At 46.9% G+C, this 24388-nt stretch carries 19 protein-coding genes, 1 tRNA gene and 1 pseudogene; 12 read left to right on the top strand and 9 right to left on the bottom strand.

Translation table 11 applies throughout. The features are described 5' to 3' along the window. Window positions 1–52 precede the first annotated feature (52 nt). Window positions 53–565, bottom strand: a complete 513-nt coding sequence (locus tag CIK98_RS06035; protein ID WP_141210426.1) for a hypothetical protein — start codon at window positions 563–565, stop codon at window positions 53–55. 145 nt (window positions 566–710) lie between these two features. Between CIK98_RS06035 and CIK98_RS06030 the strand changes: the two genes are divergently transcribed. From CIK98_RS06030 to CIK98_RS05975, 12 genes are all read left to right on the top strand, one after another. Beyond that, window positions 711–1244, top strand: coding sequence for a hypothetical protein (locus CIK98_RS06030; protein WP_094383364.1), 534 nt, complete (start codon window positions 711–713; stop codon window positions 1242–1244). Beyond that, on the top strand, window positions 1241–5212 hold the full coding sequence (locus CIK98_RS06025) for a hypothetical protein (protein ID WP_094383363.1): 3972 nt from the start codon (window positions 1241–1243) through the stop codon (window positions 5210–5212). Before CIK98_RS06030 ends, CIK98_RS06025 begins: the two co-directional genes overlap by 4 nt. A 5-nt stretch (window positions 5213–5217) precedes the next feature. Beyond that, window positions 5218–6417 carry a hypothetical protein gene (locus CIK98_RS06020; RefSeq protein ID WP_141210425.1) on the top strand — a complete coding sequence of 400 codons (1200 nt, stop codon included), beginning with the start codon at window positions 5218–5220 and terminating at the stop codon, window positions 6415–6417. Window positions 6418–6439: 22 nt separating this feature from the next. Continuing rightward, window positions 6440–6763 (top strand): hypothetical protein, encoded by a 324-nt coding sequence (locus CIK98_RS06015; RefSeq protein ID WP_094383361.1) that lies wholly within the window; start codon window positions 6440–6442, stop codon window positions 6761–6763. 3 nt (window positions 6764–6766) lie between these two features. Next, window positions 6767–7915: a hypothetical protein gene (locus CIK98_RS06010; protein WP_141210424.1), complete on the top strand. Its 1149-nt coding sequence runs from the start codon at window positions 6767–6769 to the stop codon at window positions 7913–7915. A 19-nt stretch (window positions 7916–7934) separates the two neighbouring features. Further along, complete coding sequence (locus CIK98_RS06005) at window positions 7935–12647, top strand: hypothetical protein (RefSeq protein ID WP_094383359.1); 4713 nt, start codon at window positions 7935–7937, stop codon at window positions 12645–12647. Window positions 12648–12683: 36 nt separating this feature from the next. Then, window positions 12684–13463, top strand: a complete 780-nt coding sequence (locus CIK98_RS06000) for a hypothetical protein (protein ID WP_094383358.1) — start codon at window positions 12684–12686, stop codon at window positions 13461–13463. A gap of 102 nt (window positions 13464–13565) precedes the next feature. Continuing rightward, the gene (locus tag CIK98_RS05995; protein WP_094383357.1) at window positions 13566–13949 is read left to right on the top strand and encodes a four helix bundle protein; all 384 of its coding nucleotides are present in this window, start codon (window positions 13566–13568) and stop codon (window positions 13947–13949) included. Between the two features lie 269 nt (window positions 13950–14218). After that, the gene (locus CIK98_RS05990; protein WP_094383356.1) at window positions 14219–15544 is read left to right on the top strand and encodes a reverse transcriptase domain-containing protein; all 1326 of its coding nucleotides are present in this window, start codon (window positions 14219–14221) and stop codon (window positions 15542–15544) included. Window positions 15545–15614: 70 nt separating this feature from the next. Then, entirely contained in the window at window positions 15615–16166 is a 552-nt protein-coding gene (locus CIK98_RS05985; protein ID WP_094383355.1) for a hypothetical protein, read from the top strand. 34 nt (window positions 16167–16200) lie between these two features. Beyond that, window positions 16201–16794, top strand: a complete 594-nt coding sequence (locus CIK98_RS05980; protein ID WP_094383354.1) for an N-acetylmuramoyl-L-alanine amidase — start codon at window positions 16201–16203, stop codon at window positions 16792–16794. Further along, complete coding sequence (locus tag CIK98_RS05975; RefSeq protein ID WP_094383353.1) at window positions 16791–17321, top strand: hypothetical protein; 531 nt, start codon at window positions 16791–16793, stop codon at window positions 17319–17321. The genes CIK98_RS05980 and CIK98_RS05975 overlap by 4 nt, the downstream gene beginning before the upstream one ends. A gap of 214 nt (window positions 17322–17535) precedes the next feature. Here CIK98_RS05975 and CIK98_RS05970 read toward each other — a convergent pair whose 3' ends face one another. The 8 genes and pseudogenes from CIK98_RS05970 to pdxA all read right to left on the bottom strand — a co-directional run bounded on the left by CIK98_RS05970 (window position 17536) and on the right by pdxA (window position 24364). Then, window positions 17536–18744, bottom strand: coding sequence for a phage integrase SAM-like domain-containing protein (locus CIK98_RS05970; protein WP_094383352.1), 1209 nt, complete (start codon window positions 18742–18744; stop codon window positions 17536–17538). Window positions 18745–19019: 275 nt separating this feature from the next. Then, window positions 19020–19093, bottom strand: a tRNA-His gene (locus CIK98_RS05965). Between the two features lie 89 nt (window positions 19094–19182). After that, window positions 19183–19590 carry a preprotein translocase subunit SecG gene (secG, locus tag CIK98_RS05960; protein ID WP_094383351.1) on the bottom strand — a complete coding sequence of 136 codons (408 nt, stop codon included), beginning with the start codon at window positions 19588–19590 and terminating at the stop codon, window positions 19183–19185. A 7-nt stretch (window positions 19591–19597) separates the two neighbouring features. After that, window positions 19598–20377 (bottom strand): tetratricopeptide repeat protein, encoded by a 780-nt coding sequence (locus CIK98_RS05955; protein WP_094383350.1) that lies wholly within the window; start codon window positions 20375–20377, stop codon window positions 19598–19600. 7 nt (window positions 20378–20384) lie between these two features. After that, complete coding sequence (gene lptE, locus CIK98_RS18655) at window positions 20385–20861, bottom strand: LptE family protein (protein ID WP_256387760.1); 477 nt, start codon at window positions 20859–20861, stop codon at window positions 20385–20387. A gap of 21 nt (window positions 20862–20882) precedes the next feature. Next, window positions 20883–22091: pseudogene (locus CIK98_RS05950) on the bottom strand (sigma-54 interaction domain-containing protein); the annotation flags it as partial. An 89-nt stretch (window positions 22092–22180) separates the two neighbouring features. After that, the gene (locus tag CIK98_RS05945; RefSeq protein ID WP_094383348.1) at window positions 22181–23164 is read right to left on the bottom strand and encodes a lysylphosphatidylglycerol synthase transmembrane domain-containing protein; all 984 of its coding nucleotides are present in this window, start codon (window positions 23162–23164) and stop codon (window positions 22181–22183) included. A gap of 3 nt (window positions 23165–23167) precedes the next feature. Beyond that, window positions 23168–24364, bottom strand: a complete 1197-nt coding sequence (pdxA, locus tag CIK98_RS05940; RefSeq protein WP_094383347.1) for a 4-hydroxythreonine-4-phosphate dehydrogenase PdxA — start codon at window positions 24362–24364, stop codon at window positions 23168–23170. Window positions 24365–24388 lie beyond the last annotated feature (24 nt).

The following is a 24388-nucleotide window of genomic DNA, read 5'->3' as shown; positions in this document are numbered from 1 at the left end:
AGACCTATTCTCGCGAACAAGTCTCATAGAGGTAAAATATGATTGAAAATTCTTAGCATCTTAAATAATCTAATTCTTCAAGCTCGGTTACGAATCCATTTTTTTTCACTTCGCTTTTCACCCAATGATGTATAATTTTTATCGTTGCCGAATCGGAGGCTTTGCATTCGATATTCGTTTTTCCAAACGAGTGTACTATGACAAACGATCTGTTGTTGGCTAATATTTTAACGGAAACACCTTCCATCACATAAACTCTTCCGCTAACACGTCCATTATAACGAATAGTGCATTCAGAGTTACCTATTAATGCCGCGTAAACTGGATTTATCAACGACCATTTGTCATCCACTAATACGTTATTCTGTCTAAGTGTGTCCACGGAGAATTTCTCTTTGATAAACTTTGCGCTCGGCCATCTGTTAGAGATGCAGAAATCAATTCCTTCGAAGAACAAGTTGATGAGTTCCTGCTCTGAGAAGTTTTTATTCCACATATCCGTCCATTGTTTGCACAAGCCCAAGTTTATAGCTTCTTCTTTAAGGGTTTTGTTCAATTCGTTCATATCCGAAATTTTCTGCAAAGGTACATAAAAATAGGTAATAACAAAGCCCTTGAACGTAAAATACATCCCAAAACCTTTAAGTTTTATATCATGTAAAGTTATGCACAAAAGCAAATAGATATATTTGTCCCCAAAATAAAATATTATGAGTATCAAAGGGACGTATATACAGCAACTAAAATTTGACGGAAAAACGTATGAGAAAGGCAGCATGATAGAAACCGTAAGGGATTTTAATATCTTGTGCTACAATTTCCCATTCAAAATTCTGCCCGAAGCAAAGGAACTTCCGACACGGGATTGGCCTGGAAATGATGGGCGGGATGTATACATCCCTACAAAGATACCGATGGCTCATTACGAGATGGAGGTAGAGTTTATATACAAAGGCGAGGATGATAGCATGCGTGAGAAAATCAATAACTTTATAAAATTCCTCTATGGAAGAAATGAAGGGGCTATCGGTGCGAGACTCGCTATATTTGACGAATACACGGGTATTGGGCGCAAGGACGTGCATGTTCAATCCATCAACGATGAACTATTCTATGATGTTGACTATGATGACGAGAAATGTTTTAAGTTCAAAGTCAAGTTTGTCGTAGAAGATCCATCCACAGAAGTAACCCCATCTGTTGTCTCAGACGTAATTGTAGGACTTAATTTCGCCGAACCATGAGAGCAAGTACTTTAGTTATAAAATATCTCGAAAAAGACGTTGAGAAAGTGAGATGTGAAGTGTCTAAATGGCAGTTCATGTCAAAGCTGATGGGTGAGCAGTATATAACGTTCACTTGTCAGAGCGAAAACCCCATTCCTTTTAAGGTTGGGGACTTCTGCGTCTACAGAGGGCAAACATACACGCTAAATTACATACCCTCCGCAAAGCAAAAGGCAAGACCAGGTGAAATAGGAGATGCCTTCGTTTATGACTCTGTGAAAATGGACTCAGTACGAGATGAGCTTGGACGTGTCATAATGCTTGACATTACGCCAACGACAGGAGATTATGTGGCGGCACTCGGAACTAATTATACTGGCAGCGCAGTGTTTTCTCTTTACTGCGGAGAATCGACCGCTTTAGGTAAGACTCTTACGCCAGTCTGTGCGTTAGCGGCAAAAATGCAAGCCAATCTTGACAGAGCCTATCCGAAAAGCGGATGGAAGGTTCTTGTAGACACAGAAAGCAAGCACGAGGAAGGTGGCACTATGGTATTAAATACCCACACTGACGAGAAAGTGCTTAGTTTTGACAATACAACCGTAGCTTCGGCACTCTCAGAGGTAAAAAACACCTTTGACCTTAACTTTTGTGTAGTAGGTAGAACGATATATATCGGATATACTTTCGGGTCAATCAACGGAGATGCGGACGGCAACTATTTTTATTACGGTTACGGCAAGGGGCATCCATCTGACGAACAGCAAGGAACAGCACTGTTCCAGATAAAGCGCACCTCAAACGCAAACCAACAGATTGTAACCAGGTTGCGAGCGATGGGTTCGACTAAGAATATGCCATACAGGTATTACAACAAGAAGTACAACTTGTCTCAGTCGATGTTTCCGACCAACCTTCAATTACCTGATACGTTTGAGACACCCGCGGTGAAAGAGAAAAGAAATGCAGAACGAAAGGCCATATATCCGTTCTTGCGTTCAGTTCTTGGAGACACCAATGACGCTTTTATAGAAAAGAACGATGATTGCATGTCTACCGTAGAGGGTCTTAGGGAGGAAAGTGCTCGATGGGATGGTTCTAACTCCGAACTGGAAGAGATTTATCCGTCTATCTATGAGGCTACTTACGGCGAGCTTAGGGCGGCTAATTGCGAAGATATGGATGGCGCAACCGGGTCATCTGCTTTTCCAAACTATCTTGACGATGAACGTATAGACGAGATTCTCATCGTTGACGATAACGCCAATATCGGTGACGGAATTATCTCGGAAAGTAACATTAGCAACGAAACAAAAAACGTTACCGATGTAAGTGTTTCTTACACTGAAGAACAAAACTCTCTCTCGTACAAAGGCGATGGCTACAGCTCTTCCGAAAGAGTTATAATGAAGGTGAGCAGCCAATATGCAGGAAAGTATATACTTACCTATGCGAATCTGTGGTTTGGTGTGTCTTATTCGCTAGGTCGGCATCAGTCGGAGAATATAACAAAAACATGCAAAGTATCATATATAATAAAGGTATATGCAACCGACGTTGTTAGCGGTAACAAGACACTGGTTACTCAATACAAGTCAAAGGCATTGTCGGTTTCTAACAGAGATACCAAAAATAAGGAGGTTGAGTTTGTCGCATTACCAGATGTGAATGAAGATCCACAACAAGTTAGTGAGATAAGGCTCACCTCATTGTCTGACGTTGAGATAGTCGCGCAGATATTAGTCACAGAATTAGATTACACTTACGACCAATATAGCATCAATTGGTATCTTGACAAGTCGAAGTACGAGACAGCAGATACAACCGTTGATTTTGAGCCATCTCTTATCTGGGACAGAGAGGATAGTGCCGCTACTTTTATGAACTCGCCTTTCCATATCGTTGTAAAGGATATGGGCTTTGACTTTGTTGCGGCATTTGGAACAAGTGAAACGCCTCGATTGTCAATGAAGTCAGGTTATTGCGTGGCGCGAGAGTTTGAGATAATGGACAACCCCGAAAAAGTCTCAATCGAGAAAGACGGAAAGACGTATAAGGGTTGGAAACTCATGCTTAAACGATGCCCCGACAATTCTGTTGGCGTATATTACCCAAGTCTAAATACGCCAATAAAGCCCGGCGACAACTATGTGCTCTTAAATATCGAGATGCCTGACATGTATGTCAAGGCTGCCGAAGTCAAGTTGCTTGTAGAAGCAACTAAATATCTCGCGAAGAATTGTGAGACGAAGTATCAGTATGAACCGTCAATTGACGATATATATCTCCAAAGAGACTACGATTTATGTGAAAAGGAAGGTAGAGTTGAGGATAGCGTTTATTGGAAACTGTACGACGGAATGACATTCCCCTTTTACAGTATACCCGATAGTGCTGACGATGAACTACCGCTCGTCAATATGGTTATTGAAAGCGTAACCATAAAGGAAGGAGAAGGACTTACGCCGAAAGTAGAGATAAGGCTTAATGATGACTCAGAGCAATCTGTTTTACAGAAAATAACTCAAAGCATCTCTTCTTCGACATCGGGCAGTATCTTCAACGCGGCAAGTGGAACAGGCGGTGGAGGTTTAGATACATCTTCTGTACGCTCCCTTATCAATACCTACGGACGAAAGCTCTTCCTCTCAAAGACCTCCAACGACACTGCAGCCGGCATAATCACCTTTCTCAAAGGTCTCGTGTCTGAAGGCATCATATCGGCCAAGCAGGGTGTGGAGATTGGGGAGTTCGTGACGGGGTTGTATACTGGTACTGGAGCGGCGATAGACGAAAAGGGCAATGCGGAGGTTGAGTCTCTGAGGGTAAGGTCTTACCTCGAAGTCATGGAGCTTATCATCAACAGACTGTCTGCCATCGAAGGCGACCAGATACTGACGGAGGCGGACACCATCGAGGCGGTGGATGATTTGGGCGACGGGCTTTACAGGCTCAAACTCAAAGAAAAATGGGAGGGGTATTTCACGGCGCAGGTTGTCGGAAATGTTGTCAAGGGAATAATCAATACCCTTGCATCGGGCAGCGGTGTATATTACACGTCGTGGATGCTCGTCAAGGATGTAGACACGGCCACCAACCAGATTGTAGTCCAAATTTATCCCGACGAGGACACGCCAGCGGGACGGAACTTCCCACCGTGCGAGTTGATGAAGATTGCCCGATGGGGTAATGTGGCTGACGAGAAAAGGCAGTCGTGCCTGTACTTCTCATCGTCCGACAACAGGATATTGCGTCTTAGCCGTGTAACAAAGCCCATTATCGACATCGGCAACTACGGATTTATCCTTGGCGAGCTGCCCGAATGGTTCTATGACCCGGAGCAAAAACTGCCTATCAACAAGGACGGGGACGCTATCTATGTCAAGACGCTGGTTTACCAAAACGCGGTAAAGATGAACTACCAAGGGAAACCCGAAGCTACCATCGTTGACCGTGGCAACTGGATGGAGAACCCCGAAGAGCCTTACCATTTCGAGGCGATAAACGCACAGACTGGAGTTTACGAGACATCTGACGTGTGGTATCGTGGGTGTAAGTGGCGTTGCATCAAGGACTGCCCGACAGGGGCTCCCCGATACGACTCTATGGAATGGTTTATGATAGAGGGTAATCCCGACTTTACCATATCCATTGAAGTGGAAAACGGCGGCATGCTTGACTATGACTGGTTTGCGGCGCACGGCACCGACCTCGTTGTCACGGGGCAGATACACAACCAAGACGTGACCGCCGATATACTGGACACGGACGTGTCTTGGACTCGCAGGTCGAAGGATGCCGAGGGTAACTGGCGTGTGAGTGACGACGAGGCGTGGAACGCTCTATTGCGGAAGGGCAAGACGCTGCACCTTACGGTAGATGACATTAGCTACAACAGCAGCGGTCTGCCACAAATGCTTGAATTTACGGCCACTGCCCTTCTGAGGGACGGAGTGACGGCCGAGGACACGATAACTGTAATATAATCAATATGAAAAGGAAGAGAATAGACTTTAACCACAAGCCATTGAGGATTATGTCGAGTCTTGTGACCGATGTACCTACAAGGCAGTTGTACGACCCTGTAACAGGATTGTACAAAATCAGTTACGAAGACAAGGACACCCCTCTTGTAGTGAGGCTTAACGCAAAAGTGCAAGACCCTGACATGATTATCCAAAACGGCAGCCTTAACGACGGACTGTCGGATATTTGCTATTACCTCAATGTCGAGGGTACTCGTAAGCTGCTTATTAACGGCAGTGACGGCGTGACTATCGTCACCAATACCGAGTCAGCCAAAACAAAGGAAGCGGGCAAGATTACGATTACCAAGAACATCGTGCCTGTCGGTAAGGCTACGAAGCTGGAACTTGAGGCCAAGTATCTTGACGTCAGGACAAACCAGATTTACCCCATAAAGGCAGAGCTGAAACTGTTTTGTGCTCGAATGGTCGGACATCAGTCCATGCAGCTTGACGGCGGCGGCAGTGGCAAGTATGACCCATTCAAGTATGACTCGACAACCAACAACCAGCCCGACAAGCTCGTAATTAAGGCTACGCATAAGATAGGCAGCGTGACAACGGAGGCTAATGCCGCTAAACTGAAATTCGTGTGGAAGAAAAGACGGGAAGACGGGGCGTATACGGATGTCGGCACAAGTTTACTTGACTATGACTGCGAGGTGTCTGGAGTGTCAAATGAAACCCTTACGCTCGACCGCACAATGATGGGCGACGGATGCTCCATCTATTGCTATGCACTCTATGACGAGGGAGGTAACGTGGCATCTAAGAGCATTACTGCGACTACCCCATACGCCATAATCAGCCAGACCCGCATACTGCCAGCCTACGACACCAAGCTAATCGGCGTGCCGCCCAATATACCTTCCAGCGTTGCATATATCAACCCCGCGATAGAGGTTACGACAACAAACGGCACAGTGAGCAATCCTGAAGAGATATTCATCTTCAAGTGGTACGCTTGCACCAACAGACATTCGAGTGAGGAAAACCTACAGGAGATAGCCCACGGCAAGACCGCCGAAATACCGACAAAGTACATCACGGACGGCAACGGCATGCTCATCGGATGGGACGAACTCGACCAAGGCGGGGTGAAAGCCGTCGTTGACTCGGACGGGGCTATAATAGTCGACTCGGACGGAAAGATTGTAGTATTTTAACGTTAAAAGAAAGGATAAATCTATGAACTACTTTAAAGTGAACAAGAAGGTGGCCGAACACCTTGGTCTTACACAAGACCGCAACAAGACGGCAGACGGAGCGTATATCATTTGGGTAGCTGACCTCAGCCGACTCGGCAATATCGGCAACAAAAACGCCATACTCGCCGATATAGGCGGTATAGAGCTTACTCCCAAGGAAACGCTGGACGAGATAAAGGGCATTACCAATACCCCGCTGCCACAGCCACAAGACGAACGTTTCGTGGTAGTCAGGATTACAAGTGACACTGACACGCAGGGTACGCAAGGAACAGAAACCAACATAACGGAAGGGGAGGAATAAGCCATGTCAATAGCAGTAGGCTCTACAGTTATCAAGTATAATGTGAAGTCGGGCGTTTATGTCCCGAAAATCGAATCTCCGATGGGCGACATCGTTCAGTACTACACTGGTACGGAGTCAAATCTCGGAAAAATATACATCGACATTGAGAGGATAGCGGAGGAAACCAACAGGCCGCTGTTGTACCTTGATGTTGTTTCGTCAAGGTCGTCAGAGGCACAGGTGAAGTTCGCATCTGACGTGGAGGTATACATCAACGGAACTAAGCTGGCGTTTGACAGCAACGGTTTGAGTACAACCATGTTCAACGGACAGAACGAACACTTCAAAGCCGTCAAGAACTCCACAGGTACAGGTGCCGTTGTCTATGGTATTCGCCTTATGCGAAACCTTATCAAGGACTTTGACTTCACCTCCGTTAACATTAAGATGGTCGGTAAGATACAATATGGCACTCAGTTGGATTCCGTACAGGCGACATACACCATACCAGTGCAGAAATATTCAGGCAACGGCTATGCCGTGACCATCAAGGCAGGCGACTCCAAGGGCTTCACCATTCGTGAGCGCGGCACTAATGGAGCTGTATCGCTTGTAGCGTCAGTTTGGGATATTGAAGCTGGTACAGAGATGATTGACAAAAGCCTTACGTATGTATGGGAAAAGGCTGTGCCGACTGAGAGCGGATGGGATACCATAGAAGGACAAAAAACCAAAACCTTAAAGGTGGACGACACCATGATTGCGGCATACGGAGAGTTCCGTTGTACGGTTTCCCAAGGTTCTACCCTACTCGGCAGCGATATGCGCTCGGTTAACGACGCTACTGACGAGTATGTTGTAAACCTGCATCCGACTCCACCAGACGAAACCATCAACGAGGGTAGCGGAGAGGGCGTGAAATACGAGCCTAAACTCGCCGTCAGAACCGCCACAGGCACAACTGAGATACAGGAAGGTTATAAGTTCTGCTTCTCGGTCAAGGATGGTTCAGGCGTGCCGCTCAACAAGTACCAGGACGGCAACGGTCAAACCGAAACGTCCGTAGAGATGGCTACAACGCCACAAACCTCATATACCGTGACAGAAGCCCAATGTATACAGGCGGGCGGTGATGTGTCACTTACGGTATTCGCCGTGAAGGCATCTTAATTATCAATCAAAAACGGAAATGGACGCAGTATCAATTAAAACAACTACCATACGGTATAACAAAAAACCAGAGGCGGCGGTGCAATACGAGATTGTGCTGCTCGCCGGCTCGGTTTACGTTGAGAACAACAAGCTCCACGGCAGTGCGAGGTGGCAGGTTGTCAAAGCCACTGGTGCTGCAAGGGAGAAGGTCAAGAACAATCTCAGCGACTACGTTTGCCGATGTGGGTTTACCGACGAGCCAACCAATGCCGCTGGCAAGTCGGGCACTATAGAGTGGAACGACAACAGGCTCATCGAAGGCAAGGAGTGGGGCATGGCGGGCATTGGCTTCCCCGACCGATTCACCATTGTTTTTGGAGAGCTGAAAGGCTCGGTGTTCACACAGCTCGCACGTGCCGACGTGTATGTAAACAAGGAAAAGGTGAACATACGGGAGAATCTTCTCTATTGCTCGCTATTCAACGAGCAGCGAATGTCATGGTGGCAGGCTTCAAGAGCATGGAATAAGGAAAGCTCCTACATAGGCAACGACAAGCCTATTGGTGGCGTATATGCTATGGATGGATATAATCTTTTCGAGCTATATGCAAAACCAGGGCAGATGGAGGACTTGCGGCAGCAGCTATACACGTTCGACAGCGGCGGCCGTCGGCAGTCAAAGTTGAAGTCAAACACATGGTACACTTTGTCGTTTAAGGTGCGAGGTGTGCTCAGGGACACTCATGGTGACGGCACATTTACCGATGTTGGCGAGTGCCCTGTAGTCTTGTATGTGACAAACAATGTGTCGGGCATATCCACAGGTGTCATAGACACGAGCGCAGGTGTGATTATCGACGGAACTCCGACAAAGCCATATCCGTATGGCGACATGAGCGTACTCCTCAAGTGCGGATGGGCTATAACCACTCATACGATTACATTCAAGACTCGTGCGCTTGTCAGCAATAGCGAGAGTGCTCATGCGCCAACGCTTTATATCCGCAGCTTTGGCAAGGGGTATTCGGGTTTGTTTGCCGAGGAATTTGTCAATGGCGGTGCGTATTTCCGTGTGGCAGCATTAAAGCTGGAGGAAGGGCAGGAGGCTACTGCTTTTACACCCCATGTCACCGAAACGCTATCTCCTATATATTCCACCGCCTTTATACGCAGTGTGGAAACACCTTCTGCCCCGTCGGGCGGTTCTTACTCCAGTCCGAACCCGACAACGAGCGGATGGTCTGACGGCATACCCTCCACTGGCGATGGCCGACTGTGGGCATCGTCGGCAATATTCTATCCTGAGGTGGATGGCGCAACATGGTCTGCTCCTGCCCCAATGACCGACACGAGTACATCGGACGTGGAGTTTTGTCCTTATGACGGCATCCCTAATGCGCCAAGTGAAACGGTAGGAGATGCAGATTGGAATCTTGCGCCAGCAAAGACAACGCCCAGTGCGACAATGAAGCGGTGGTTTGATGTGAGCCGAAACAGCGACCTCACCAAGCAGCAATGGGCTGACATGAAATGGCGTGCGGAATGTCAGATACTGAACGGCAAGCGAGGAGCATGGATGATTAGCAAGGTGAAAGGAGAAGACGGAACATCGTTTACTCCTAAAGGCAGTGCAGAAGCCCATTTTGACAGCGAAACTGTCTTTGCCAACGCTACTCGTGTTGCGGGCAAATATTACCTCGTTGACAGCACCCCGAATGCAAAGCTTTATCTCTGGGATGGCTCTAAGGCGGTTGCACAGACAGTAGAGGACAACTGGGCTTACACTACCGCCGACTTTACCCTGTGGGTCAAGAGCGGACCAAAATGGGTGTCTTTCGGCAAAATCCAAGGACCTCAAGGACCTCAAGGCCCTCAAGGCGACTCGGCATGGTCTTACGCTGTGGTGGCTGACATAAACGCCATACCTGTAAACTCGCAAGGACTTCCGCTTATCACGTCGTTTCAAATCTCGAAGAAGATAACGCACGGCAGTGAGATAGTTGCGGGGGGCGGGTATAAGCTTAGCTACTTGATTGTAGCAAATGTCGATGGGAAAGATTTACCGAGGGGAAGTGGCTTGACAAGCGCGGATTCACTGACGGTTGACCTTTCCGTCGTAAGCTCGTTAGTCATTTCGAGAGTAATCTGCAATCTTTTGGACTCGTCTGGAACCACAGTCCACTCTATCAACATTTATCCGCTGAAGAACGGCTCAAACGGCGAGGATTCTATACGCCTTGACCTCAGTAATGAGATGGACGCTGTGGCAGCAGACGAGAATGGTAATATAAAGCCAAGAACTTGCTCTACGGTAGTTTCGTTGTTTAAGGGTGCGGAAAGGGTCACGCTTACAAAAGAAAAGGTGAGTTCAACTAATAACTTAAGCGACTATAGTAGCAATAGTTTCGTGAATATATCTGACCCGAACTCCGATGGGGCTGTTACGGTGAGTTATGGTGTTTATAGTCTAGGAGCTTACGGGGCGTTAACGGAAACCATCACTGTGGAATATAACGGAAGGCAGTATAAAGCCGACTTTACCATCGTAGCGCAGAAGCAAGGTATAAAAGGTAACCCTGGAGCCCCTGGTAATGATGCCGTGCTATACCAGCTCAATCCGTCCGACACCGCCTTGGTGTTTGCACGTGGCAGTAGCGGTAATTTTACTGAGACATCCAAAACCATAACGTGCGGACTGCTTAGTATTGTGGGCAACGAAACTAAAATCGTCACGGAGGAAAAACCCTCTTACGAGAACCTGTATCTCTATTACAGCTTGAACGGAGGGAAAAATTACACCAATGTCTGGTTTAACGCGAGCATCATTGTGTCAAATACCGCTAACAGCGTTAAACTTGTATTGTCGAGTTACTACTATGGCAGCTCTGTGACTGGCTCTAATATGAATAAGGAATATACACTTGATACAGAAACCGTCCCTGTCATAAAGGAAGGCCGAAAGGGCGATGCGGGCGACTCTACTATTGTCGAGGGCGCAAGGGGCGTGGGTGTGTTCCGTAGGTTTATGAACGGCGAGCAACTATACTACAAGAGAGGTGAGATGGTTTGGACATATGGCAAGAGTCTGATTTTTGACAATATCGACCCTACCAACAAAGCTGTGCTCGTCGAGGGTCTTATAAGGCCAAGCAGCAGCTCCTCGAAAGTCCAAGTGTTAGCCTACTGCGGAAGGTATATACACATTATGTTCGGCAACACCCTTGACCCGGACATGGGCAAGGTTACTGACATGGGTGACTTGGCTTTCGAAAACGGCGTTGCGAAATACTATCTCGTATGGCGCATAAGCAGTTCTACTAACATCGAATACGACCCATCTAAATACAATCACCGAGCAATCAATAGCATATCGGGCTTTATAGATTCCGCTGTCGGCACAAACCGCTATATACATATCAGGTTCGGAAAGTCTGTCAGCGAGCTTTCAAAAACCATAACCACTTATGCGTCCGATGCGGGCAGTGGTTACAAGATTTATGTCAGACCATCAGCTTCCATGGTTGCGCCGACAGACTGGAGCGAAAGTGACGGGTATCTGATAAACAATCAGGTTTCGCATGCCCCAATATCCGTAAAGTGTGAATTAGAAGGAATAACGCTCAGTAATTCTTCGTTCACCTCGACTACCGCCAGCAATGAGGCGATAAGCGGCTTGATTGTGGAGTTACCAGCGGGGAAAAACCTCAACCGCATAGACATATACACGCCTTACACGTGTTATCTTACCGACCTTCGCGTCTCTCTTCTTGACCTCGGCTCGTTTAACGAGGTGGATGGGCAGTACCTTGGCGTATACAGCAGCAATGTGGAAACCGCACCTGGGGCTAAGGATTGGAAGTTGTATTCATGGTGTCGTTTCCGTGACCCGAACAACATTCAGCGAGTGCCTGTGCCCGCAGGAAACTACGCCTCGAACGTAGTCTACGAAGCAACTGATGTCGTGTCACCCATGGTAAAGTACGGCGACTACTACTATATGATGTGCCGCAGCGGTATCACGCAAGGACTCGACCCCGCAAAAGACGCTGCCCTTGACAACCCTACGACATGGATGAAGGTCGAGAAGTATAATGCCGTCTATACCGAAATACTCATGGCGAGCCTTGGACTTATCGGCAAGGCGGTATTTAACGGCGACTTTATGTACTCACAGCAGGGTTACACCATCGACTCTAAAGGAAATAAGGTTGCGCAGAACTACGGCAATTTCGGTACGCCCAGCTTCGACAACAACAATGATTTCCACCCGAACGTACTGATAGATTTCGTGAAGGGTATTCTTCGTTGCCGCAAAGCTGTCGTGGAGGAGTCTACGTTTGATGAGTGTTCAGTCATGGGGTCATGTAGAATAGGGGCGATAAAGATGATTGCTGACAGAGTAGACGATGATGGAGTTGTTAACTGCGGATATATAACAAGGGGATGCCCTTTGGGTGAAGAACACGCCGTTAACCTTCCCGAGATAAAAGAAGGTGAATTTCTAAGAATAACATTTTACAACCCACTTGTCACCAGGACTTTTAATAGTATTCGTTTTAGAGGCAAAGGCGGTAATGCTAAATTTATCGTCAATAGCAGTTTTACTAAACGTTATTCCAAAGTGGAAATGGGCCATGTAATGTTCGCAGAGCTCCATGGATATTACGATGCGAATTACGGCCAAATATGGAACATAATAGAAAACGGGCCTTCCGACCCTAGCAATGTGCAAGATGCCTCAGACAAATAAAAACATAACATATTAACATTTTAAAATCATAAAATTATGTCAGAACAAACAAGAAAATTCAAGGATTTCACATCCGTAACATCTGTACAGTCGTCAGACTACATCGTTCTCATGAACTCGTCAGGCAAGGCAGAGAAAGTCAGTCTCGCAACCCTCAAGTCGGCACTCGGCGTAGTCACCTACGACACCGTGATAGACGGAGTATTCATCGCTACTCACCGAACAGCGGACAACTACCCCGTGCTCTATCGCCCTGTAGACTGGCCTGCACAACAGTCGGCTGGACAGGTCGCCACTGGCGTGCTTGTGTGCGACGGCGACAAACAACTGCTCATAGCCCCCACCGAGTCCGCAAGCAAGCTCTATTGGGGTAGCGTAAGCGGCGAGGGTGGCGGCTTTAAGACAGGCGACTATCTCACCGCCAAGACCGACTATGCGGGCAAGACAAACACCGCCAAGATACTCGCCTCCAATAGCTACAAAAACGACGGCGACACCTACGCCCCAGGTTTCTGTAACGCCTATAGCCGAATGAACGCAAACAACCAAGGACTGCCCGCAGGAAGCTGGTGGCTGCCCTCTCTTGGTGAGATGTGGCTTATGTTGGCCAACTTCAACAAAATCAACTATGCGCTCGGTAAAATTACAGGTGCTACATTGCTTCAACGTGACTCATACTGGTCTTCAACCGAGAGCTCGGCGGGCATCGCGTGGGTTCTGCTCCTGAACGACGGCTTTCAGGGCAACCTTTCCAAGACGAGCTATCAGCGTCGGGTTAGGCCAGTTTCAGCATTTCAAAAAGCTTTAACTCTTTAACCCTTTAACTCTTTGTCAGCCGTCTTAAAAACGGCTGACATTTCGCCGTAAGGCGATAAGAGATAATAAACATAAAACATTAACAAAAGACAGAATTAGTCAATGATAGCCAATAAACTCAAAGTATACAGAGACACATACGACCTCGTTAAGTATTTGATTCCGCTCGTGAACAAGATGCCGAGGATATACAAGTTCACGCTTGGCGAACGTATCATAACGCATGCACTCGACCAGCTGAATCATATCCAGTTGGCGAACATGCAGCGGGAGAAAAGACAGATACATCTCGAAAACTTCGTTGTATCGTTCGAGATGTTGAAGGCGATGATACGTATCTCCTTTGAGGCAAGGGCTATGCAAGGACTTGGACAACAAGCAGAGATAACAAGGCGAATGGAACTGATTGGCAAGCAAATAACAGCGTGGAAGAACACCGACTCCAAGCGACACCGTGGCGTTAATGACGGTTCGGAGAAGGCGTAAAATCAAGAGTGTACGAGCGTCTACGGACGCTTGCATGGAATCTTCCTCCGATAATGGGTCGTCTACTCTCATTCAGAGTTAAAAACAAGCCAATGACGACATAGACCGAGAACTCGGCGGGCAACGCGTGGAATCTGAACCTGAACAACGGCAATCAGAACAACAATTCCAAGACGAGCAATCAGAATCGGGTTAGGCCAGTTTCAGCATAGTCGGGGACGATTTTTAGAATTTTCCAGTATTATCAAAACGTAAAAATATATTTGCTTATGGTAGGTTACGAAGGAATGTTTGAAGCATATTACGACTGCATAACGCGTAAGCGTGGCAGTAATAACGCAATGAAGTTTGTGTTGGACTTCGAGCGGAGCCTCGTCGTACTCGCCGACGAGATAAACAACCGTACCTATCAGCCATCAGTCTCCATCGCCTTTGTTGTCTCACGTCCGAAGTATCGGGAGGTATTCGCGGCAGACTTCCGTGACCGCATTGTGCATCATTGGATATGCCTGCGCCTCGAACCGCTCATGGAGCAGGTATTTTCTCCCCGCACATTCAATTGCCGAAAGGGTAAGGGTGTTGACTACGGAGTGAGGATGCTCGCTGCGGACATCAAGGAATGTAGCGAAAACTACACCAAAGGCTGTTATGTGGCGACCGCCGACATGAAGGGATTTTTCATGTCGATACCAAAGCTGCTGCTTGCCGACACGATAGACAGGTTTATTGTCGAAAACTACTTCGGCGATGACAAGGACGACCTGCGGTGGGTTACACGCAAGCTCATACTCCACCGACCCGAACTTAACTGCGAGCTGCGCTCATCGGAATGGAAATGGAGTAAGCTGCCGAAAAACAAGACACTGCGTTATGGTAACGGAACGAGAGGCATGCCCATCGGCAATCTTATCAGCCAGATATTCGCCAACTTCTTCCTGACCGAACTTGACTGGCTTTTCGAGCGTAAGCTCAAAATCAATTATCATGGCCGCTACGTAGACGATTTCTACATCGTGTCACGCAACAAGAGAAAAATCCTGCGGGCAATGCCAGTGATACGTGACTATCTCTCGATGATAGGCATAACGCTCCACCCGCACAAATTCTACTTGCAGGAATATCGCCACGGAGTTCGATTCACAGGCACTGTCATAAAGTCAGGCCGCCTGTATATCGCAAACCGAACCATCGAGGGACTAAAACGTGCCGTGCATCTCACTGCGAAATCCGCAACCGTGGCAGAACTTGAACACAACGTGACATCGCTCAATAGCTATCTGGGCTTTCTCTGCCACCGTGACACCTATAACATCAGGCGTCGCATCTTCGGCGGGCTGCCTATAGAGTTTCATGAAAAGTGCTCGATACGTCCCGACCTCAACGCAGTCACAATCCGCAAACGCTACTCGCGTGACGAATACCGCAAACAGATGCTTTGGTCCAAGTCCTACGACGATATTCTGCCGTTAAGACTCGCATCATTTGACGACGATGAAGAAAACGGAATATACTACAACCGGCAAGTCATTGGTAATATCCGAAGAAAGCGGCGTACTAACGGCTCAATGGCACAACCCGCCACAATTCTACAATAATCAGTAATCAAAAATCAATAATCAGTAAAATTATGAAACAACAAAACTCAATCAAGAAAGGAGGCCAGCGATGACAACCACCCATCTCTTCCTCCAAGCCCCTTCGGCCGGCACAGGCGCACGAGGATTCTCTTTCCTACTGTTCGGTTCGGAGATCCTTACTCTCATTATCGACGCAAAGTGGTTCATCGCCACGCTGCTCATCCTCATCGTGGCAGACTTCCGCTTCGGCTGGGGTGAGTCCCACAAACGCTACGAGGCAGCCGTAAAAGCCAAGGACAAAAAATCCCAAGAGCTATACAAGTGGCACTCGTCACGGGCACTCCGTCGTACCTCCAACAAGTTCGTCGACTACATCGTGCTCATGCTCGTCTCCACCTTCATCGGCGTGGCCTTCCTCGACCCGCTCGGCTACTCTCATGTCTGGGGAACGTATGCAGGCTGCGCCCTCGCCGCCGTGTGCGAGATAATGTCCATCTGCGGCCACTTCTTCTTCCTGCGGGGCGTGAAGGTCGAGAAAAAGTCCATATTTGGCTTCTTAAAGGCCTTCATCGTAGCCTTAACCAAGAAAAAGAGCGAAGACGTTGGCGATGCGCTCGACACGGCACTAAACGACAAATAAACAAGTATAACCATTAAAACAAAGAATAAAGAATATGATAATCCTGATTGACAACGGCCACGGCATTGAAACCATCTGCAATGGTTCCCCCGATGGAAGGCTTAAAGAATATAAGTATGCACGCGAGATAGCCGCAGAGGTAGTCAAGCGGCTCAAAACAATGGACTACAACGCCCAGCAGCTCGTCACAGAGGAAAAAGACATCAGCCTTGGAACAAGATGCAAGCGGGTAAACGACATTTGCAAGCATTTCGGCAAGACCAACGTACTTGTGGTCTCCATCCATTGCAACGCTGCAGGTTCGGATGGTAAATGGCGCGACGCAAGAGGTTGGCAAGCATGTGTGTCACTCAATGCGAGTGCAAGGTCCAAGCAGCTCGCTTCGTACCTCTTCGATTCCGCACAAGCGCAAGGCCTAAAGATGCGTTCACCGAAGCCCGGTCAGAAATGGTGGCCGCAGAACTTGGCCATCTGCCGTGACACCGACTGCGCTGCCGTACTCACCGAAAGTGGCTTCATGGACAACAAGCAAGACGTGGAGTTTTTGCTCTCCGACAAAGGACGTGAGGCAATCATCAATCTCCACGTCGAAGGAATTATAGACTATATCAAATCGGTATCAAAATGAAAAAGCAAGGAACAAACAAAGGGTGGGCATACATACTGCTCTGCATGATGCTCATAGGCTTTACTCTCACCCTCGTGGGCTGCAAGAGCCAAGAAAGCATAACAGACAGCGTGCGCACCGAAACTCTCATCAAAGAAGTGCACGACACCTTATGGCTCGATCGCCTTGTCTACATCGTAGACTCTACCGCACAAGCCACAACCAAAGAAGTGCGCGACTGCACGGTAGTCCGACAAGATGCCAACGGCAAGGCCATAAGCACCGAAAGGTGGCATTTCCTGGACACAAACAAGGAAATGTCAAAGACAAAACAGACCATCGACTCCGTAGCTTACTACCGCAGTGTTGTTGACTCTTTAAGAAGGTTAAAGAACGACTCTGTTTATGTAAAAAAGGAGGTCGAGAAGGAACTATCCGTATGGGACAAGGCGAAGCTTCAGTTCGGAGGCTGGGCGTTCCTTTTTGTACTCGCCACCATTATATATACAATATGGTGCTTCGATCGCAAGGACAAGCTAAATGTATAGTTAGTAATTTGTATAGTGTTTTTTTTAGTTATTTTGCTGTCCCCTGCTTGTCCGTGAGGATAGGCAGGGGTTTGTTAATTTCCTAATACAAAAAAGCGGCGGAAATAAATCCCGCCGCCAATGGGCAAGTCACTTTCTTTTCTTGCCACCACCTTTGCATTTTGGCATAATAACCTCCTTTTTTAAAGTTCAACAAAACGCTGCAAATATACAATTATTTCATGTCGCTACCAAACAAATATCTTATAACTTTAGAGTTTAATTGATTAATTTGTCTAAAATCCTTTTTAATATAGAGATCATCAACGGCATATTCATTTGAAACATGATTGAGGGCATCGTGAATTATACTTTTATCTGCTCCAAGGTTATTACGAGCAATACTTGCCCAAGAATGCCGAAATTGGTAAAATTGATATTTCTCTCCGCCGTACTTTTTTTGCAAATCTCTTAATCCAATGTTGATAGCTCGGTTGAATTGTGTTTCGTCTGCATATCTCTCGGAGAAATTAAACACGTGCGAATGATCTCCTGCCCTATATTTGTCAAACAATGGTTTTATCCTATCGTCCACAATTATCTCTATATATGCCTTGTCAATTCGCCTTTCCCTCGTCTTGGTGCGTTCGTAGGCAAAAATCTCACCTTTGTAGTACTTGGCATTATATAGGTCTACAGAGTTTGTTCCCATAAGGCAAAAAGAAAGGAGACAGCAATCAATGGCAAGTTCTGCGCGGCCTGAATTTGGTATCAGGGCAAAGAATTTCTTAAGCTCGTCTGCTTCTATCGCCCTTTGTCCGACCTTCTTTTGCTTAGGTGTCTTGAATCTTTCAAATAAATTTGGAGACAGTACTATGTGATCATCCGTGTTGTATAATAGAGCCGCCTGCTTATACAAGTGTCTTAGGCCTCCAAGATAAAGACTCTGCGCACGCGGCTTATCCTTTAAGTAATTGCTAAATCCATTTAAGAGTTGGTAGGTAATCGAACTGAAAGGCAAATGCCTCGTGCCAAGATATGACGATAGCGAATTTAGCATAGTTATGTAGTTCTTTTTGCCTTTAATATCTACCTGGGATAGCCATCTATCGGCAAACACAAAAAAGTCATACGTTGCTACCTCTTTTGCGCTTGGTTTTGTAAGCCTGTCGTAAAGGTCATTTGCACTAATTTCTATACCAATAGAGTCTCGAAGTATCTCGTTTGCCTTTCTTTGAAAGTCTGAATAACTATCTTGTATAAGGAAGTATTTCTCGTCGTTGGTTATCTTTATCCTACCATCTGGGTATACTCGGTAGTCTGACTTATCAAGTATAATGTTTAGCGGAATCCGTTTTTCTGTCTTTCCGCTGCGTATTCTTAGCATAACAGCACGCCCGCCGTTTGCTCTTTGTTTTCCGTATTCAATGCTTATAGTTGCCATATTTGCCGATTTTAATTCGTAATTAATATTAAAAGTGTTAAAGTTCAAACCTTAAAATTGCGCTGATTTTGCGCTGATTTTGCGGTTAAAATGTGGTTTTCAGGTGCAAAAGTAAAAATACTGTTTGCTGATAATAGTTGGATAATATTACCATATATACATATATGGTGGTGGTCTTATATTATATGTAAGTATCTGATTATGAACAATATATAAACAAAAAACTTCTTCATACGTTCTATTATATGACGTATAAAGAAGTAAATTTTTTCTTGGGTGCCCGGTGGGACTCGAACCCACGACATTCAGAACCACAATCTGACGCTCTAACCAACTGAACTACGGGCACCGTGTTCTCGCTATGTTTTCTTTAGCGGGTGCAAAGGTACGCAAATTATTTGAACTAACCAAATAAATTGCGTACTTTTTCACATTTTTTTAGTTTTTAGGCTGTTCTGCAGGCTTTGCGGGAGCAGCAGCAGGAGCTTGTTCCTTTGCTGGAGCAGCCTGCTGGGTTGCAGGAGCGGCAGCATCTTTAGTCTGACTTGCGCCGAAGCCAGGGAGGTTGTTAGGATTGGTGGTAGGGTTCTCCACGTTTTCCATTACAGAGTTGTCGCCGGCAGCCTGTGGAGCCACGTAGGCACATGCTACGCTGAAAACCACCATGGCTACTGCAAGTCCCCATGTAGCCTTCTCGATGAAGTCGGTAGTCTTTCTTACGCCACCGATTTGGTTGTAGGATGCGAAGTTCGAAGAGAGGCCTCCTCCCTTTGATTCTTGGATGAGCACGATGCCAATCATGAGCAGTGCTGCGATGAGAATGAAAATTACAAATAATGTGTACATTTTTATTTTATTTTTTATTGTTGTTTAATATTAATTTCTGTAAGAAACGTATTTGATCTGCAAAGTAAGCATTTTTTTTTGGATAAATCAAACTTAATCGCTGAATTATTTCCAATGCTTTGGAATATCTGCCTTGTTTTATGTAAATTCGGGCTAAAGTTTCGGTAAAAAAGCCTTCTTCGCCCTGTTTTCCGTTATTTTCCACCTCGATGGTGTCTAATTGGGGTGTGAACTCCACGGTGTCGCTAAGTACTATTTTCCCTCGGTCATTTTCTATGAAATTATCTATCAAATTTTGACCTTTCATAATGGGTTTTCCTTCTTCTTCTTCCGTATTGCCGTCTTCGCTTTCGTCTACTTCCATAAGGTAGGCCACGTAGTCTACGGTAGCGTCGGCTGGTGTGGGTTGTCGACGTCGCTTTTCCTTTGGTGCCGGTTCTACGGGTATGGTGTCGAGGAAGTTGTCGATGAGTGTAACTGTACGGTTCTCCTCACTCCTCGCTTCTGTCTGCTCACTTTTCACTCCTGTCTGCTCTCTTTTCACTCCTCTTTTAATAGAATAGTGTGCAGCTTCCACAAGTTTGAATAGCACTTTTCTGTCGGCTATGTATATGGCAGCCTTTCTCAGTTCTTCGTCGAACGAGGGGTCGTGTAGTATGAAGAGGTTTTGCAGCATTAGTAGTCGTGCTGTCTGAAAGTATGGGTACAAAGCCAATGTCGACCGCAACTCGTAGAGAGTGTCGCGGTCCATCATTTCGGGATGGTTTATCAGCTCTGTAATGTTCATTGTTGTTTTACCAGTTTGCGACGGTGGCGTTGAATATTTGGTCTGTTATTTCCTTTACCATCTGAGTGACGAGTTCTTCCTGCACGGAGTTGAGTGTCTGGGTGTTCTCGTATGTAGAGGTAGCAGTGAATTGCTGCTCGAAGTCCTCGGCGTGGTTGGTGTTGTTTGTAAACCTGACGTTTACGGTCATTGAGAGTTCTGTTTGGGAAGAGTATCCCTCGCTCGACACCGATTTGTTTCTTTGGTCGTATCGTGTTATCTCTCCTTCTATTTTCAGGTCGCCGTTACGTTTTACCTGTATCAGTTTGGTATGATTGGCAAACTGGTCTTTCAGTTGGTTGTTGAAGATGCTTGCCATAGGTCCCCAGACATAGCTTGCCCGTATGGGGAAGTCAGCTATCTGAATTGTCTTTGTCTTTGTATAGTCGATGCTTGCTCCATTGAACTTGTATGAAACCTGGCATGCGGTGAATGAAGTGATCATGACAATCATGGCAACGATGGCTATACCGAATTGTCTTAGCCATCGGTATAGTGTACGGTCAGAGATGCCGAGTTCGTCGGCAGCTTTTTTTCTGTTTCCGTTGTTGCGTTCCAATGCGCGTTCCAGATATTCCTTGCTCATTTTTTCTATGTTGAGACTTTGTTTTGTATTGCTGTCAGTCTTTGATGTGACATATTGTGGCTCGAAATATTCCTCAGCTTCTGCGTCTTCAGCCGGCATTGTAGGCAGTTCCTTGTTTATGTTTGCCGGCATGTCGGTGTTGATATTCAGTTTTTTCTTTACGACGTCGAGTTCCTGTTTTAGTTCATTGACATTATTTCTGAGGTCGAAAAGAATTTTGTAGAGTATTTCCCTTTCGCTTTCGAAGCTATGGTCGCTTTCCTTTTGTGATCCTATGGTGGTGAGTTGTGTGCTTTCGATATTCTCAGGTATGAACTGTCGCATGATTTCGGCAGTGATATCCCTTTTGGGGCTGAGTATTGAGATTTGCTCTGTAATATTTTTCAGTTGTCTCACGTTGCCGGGCCATTTGTATTTCATGAGTACGTTTTTGGCCTCGTCGTCGAGCACTACCCGTTCCATTTTATATTTCTCTGCCATTTGCATGGCGAAGAGTCTGAAGAGCAACACAATGTCGTTGCCTCTTTCTCGCAGTGGCGGCACGTGAATGGGTATTGAGTTGAGACGGTAGTAAAGGTCTTCTCGGAAGCGTCCTTCGCTTATTGCCCTTGCCATGTTTACGTTGGTGGCGGCCACGATGCGCACATCGGTTTTTTTTACCTCGGTGGCTCCTACTGAGATATATTCTCCAGTTTCGAGCACTCGTAGCAGGCGAGCTTGTGTAGACAGAGGAAGTTCTCCCACCTCGTCGAGGAAGAGTGTGCCTTTGTTTGCGGCACCGAAATATCCTGGGCTGTCATTGATTGCTCCTGTAAACGAGCCTTTGATATGTCCGAAGAGTTCGCTGTCGATGGTACCTTCCGGAATAGAGCCACAGTTGATGGCAAAATATTTTTCGCGTCGTCGTGGCGACTGGTCGTGAATGAGTCTTGGTATGATTTCCTTTCCCACTCCGCTTTCTCCCACAATGAGCACGCTGAGGTCAGTCGGCGCCACTTGTAGTGCAACGTCGAGAGCATGGTTTAAAGCGTCGCAGTTGCCTACGATGTTATATCGCTTTTTTATGGCTTGCAATTCCGAATCCTTCATAAGCGCACAAAGTTACACATATTTTTTTAATTTACCTGCTTTTTTGTTTGGAAAAGTCTATTTAAGGCTGTTTTTTTTGCCAAAGAGCCTTATTTCTTGCCAATTTTGATGAGTAGCATTCCTATTGCGGTCCATATCAGTTCGCGTATGCGTACAAGCAGTGCGACGAAGATGCCGGCGCTCACTGTCATGGTAAGTCCCTTTGCCGACATCAGGAATCCGCCTTCCCGTCCGCCGAGTTGCAGTGGCATGAAGAACAGCATGTTGGCGAAGAGTGATGTGAAGGCGAGTATGAGTATCGAGTCGATGTAGCTGGCGTCGGGCATGATGACCAGCAGGATGAACCATATCTCCATGGCTGACACTATGCGGCAGGTGAGTTCAAGCGCGACAGCACCGAAGAATGCTTTCGGGTTCTGGCGGTGGAGTGCGGCTATCTGGCTGTCGATGGTGGCCAACTGTTCCTTGTGAGTCTCGAAAAAGCCCTGTGCCCAGCGCTTTACCATGGGGAAATGGCTTAGCAGATTCATGCATCGTGTGGCTATGCCTTTTTTGTATCCTTTAAGGAAAAACCATATCGCCAGCGAGCAGAAGGCGGTGATGGCTGTGAGCATGATGGCCATTACTGTTGTGACGTGCTGTGTGACTATGTACAGCACAACGGACAACAGCCAGAACCAAAAGTGGGAGAAGATATGTGTCATGGCATAAAGTATGACCGACGACGAAGCCTTCTCTGTGCCTATGCGTGGCGCGAGCGACATGATGCGGTAAGGCTCTCCTCCCATCAGGCCTCCTGGTGTGGCATAGTTCAGTGCAAAGCCGCTAACGGTGATTTTGTATAGCCACCAAAATCCCACTTTCCCACTGTTGTCGCCATTGTTACGTATGATGACATACCAGGCTGCAGTGTTGAAGATGTACAGGAAGAACCATAGTATGATGACAGCCACAAACCAGTACCCTGCCCTTTGTAGTCCTTCGGTCACCTGCTTGAAGTCGAGTTGTGTGACCATAAGTACGAGCAGTGCAATGCCGAAGATGAAGAAGGCGTTCTGATATTTCTTCTTCATGGCTTATGCCTCTTCTTGTGGAGCTTGTGCCTGTTGTGCCTGTTGAGCCTGTTGAGCCTGTTGAGCCGGTTGTGCCTGACCAGGAATTGCAGGAGCCTTTAGTGCCGGTTTCGGACGAGGTTGTGCAAAGCGGGCCTTTTCGCCCTCGTCGCGTTTTTCGTGGAATAGTTTTGGCAGTGGGTTTTGGAAGGGCTCGTCATAGTTCTCCCTATTGCGGAAGATGTCGATGGCGGTGAAAATGGCATGTCGGAACGACATTGGGTCGGCAATGCCAGCTCCGGCAATGTCGTATGCAGTGCCGTGGTCGGGCGATGTGCGTACGATGGGTAGTCCTGCGGTATAGTTTACTCCTTCTTCCGATGCGAGAGCTTTGAATGGGGCGAGGCCTTGGTCGTGGTACATGGCGAGCACGGCATCGAATCCAGAATAAGCGCCGCTGCCGAAGAATCCGTCGGCAGGGTATGGTCCGAAGGCCTGTATTCCCTTTTCTTCAAGTTCCTCAATTGCAGGAATGATTATGTCGTTTTCTTCTGTTCCTATTACACCATTGTCGCCTGCGTGTGGGTTGAGAGCCAGTACGGCAATGCGTGGGCATGAGATGCGGAAGTCGCGTCGGAGGCTTTCGTGTAGTATGGTGGCCTTGTTTACGATAGCTTCCTTGGTTATGGCCTGTGCCACATTTTTTATAGGCAGGTGAGTGGTGACAAGAGCCACGCGCAGCGGTCCGTTCATAAGAATCATGAGTGCTTCCTTTCCTTCGCCCACGCAGTGCTCAATATACTCAGTGTGGCCGGGGAAGTGGAAGAGGTCGCTCTGGATGTTGTTCTTGTTGATGGGTGCTGTCACGAGCACGTCGTAGAGTTCAGACCTGTAGTCGGTCATGGCTTTGTCGAGAGCTTTTAGTGCAGCCTCGCCAGCGTCTTTCGACGATGTTCCCATTTCAATCTTCACCTCGTCGTCGAAGGTTGCAAGAAGGTTTAGGCGCCCGGGTTTTGCCTCTTCTGCCTTGTCGATGATGCTGAAGTTGGTGGGCAGTCCGAGAAGTTTCTTGTGGTAGGCGGCAGCCTTTGGTGAACCGTAAACAATAGGGATGCACAGTTCAAACATCTCAGGGTCGGCAAAGGTCTTGAGTATTATCTCGTATCCTATGCCGTTGGTATCTCCGTGCGTTATTGCAACGCGAATCAGTTTATCTTCCATTCTATATATCGTTTGTTATGTTCA

This window comes from Prevotella sp. P2-180, assembly GCF_002251435.1.
Classification (GTDB): domain Bacteria; phylum Bacteroidota; class Bacteroidia; order Bacteroidales; family Bacteroidaceae; genus Prevotella.
This window is presented reverse-complemented; position numbering and strand designations above follow the sequence as displayed.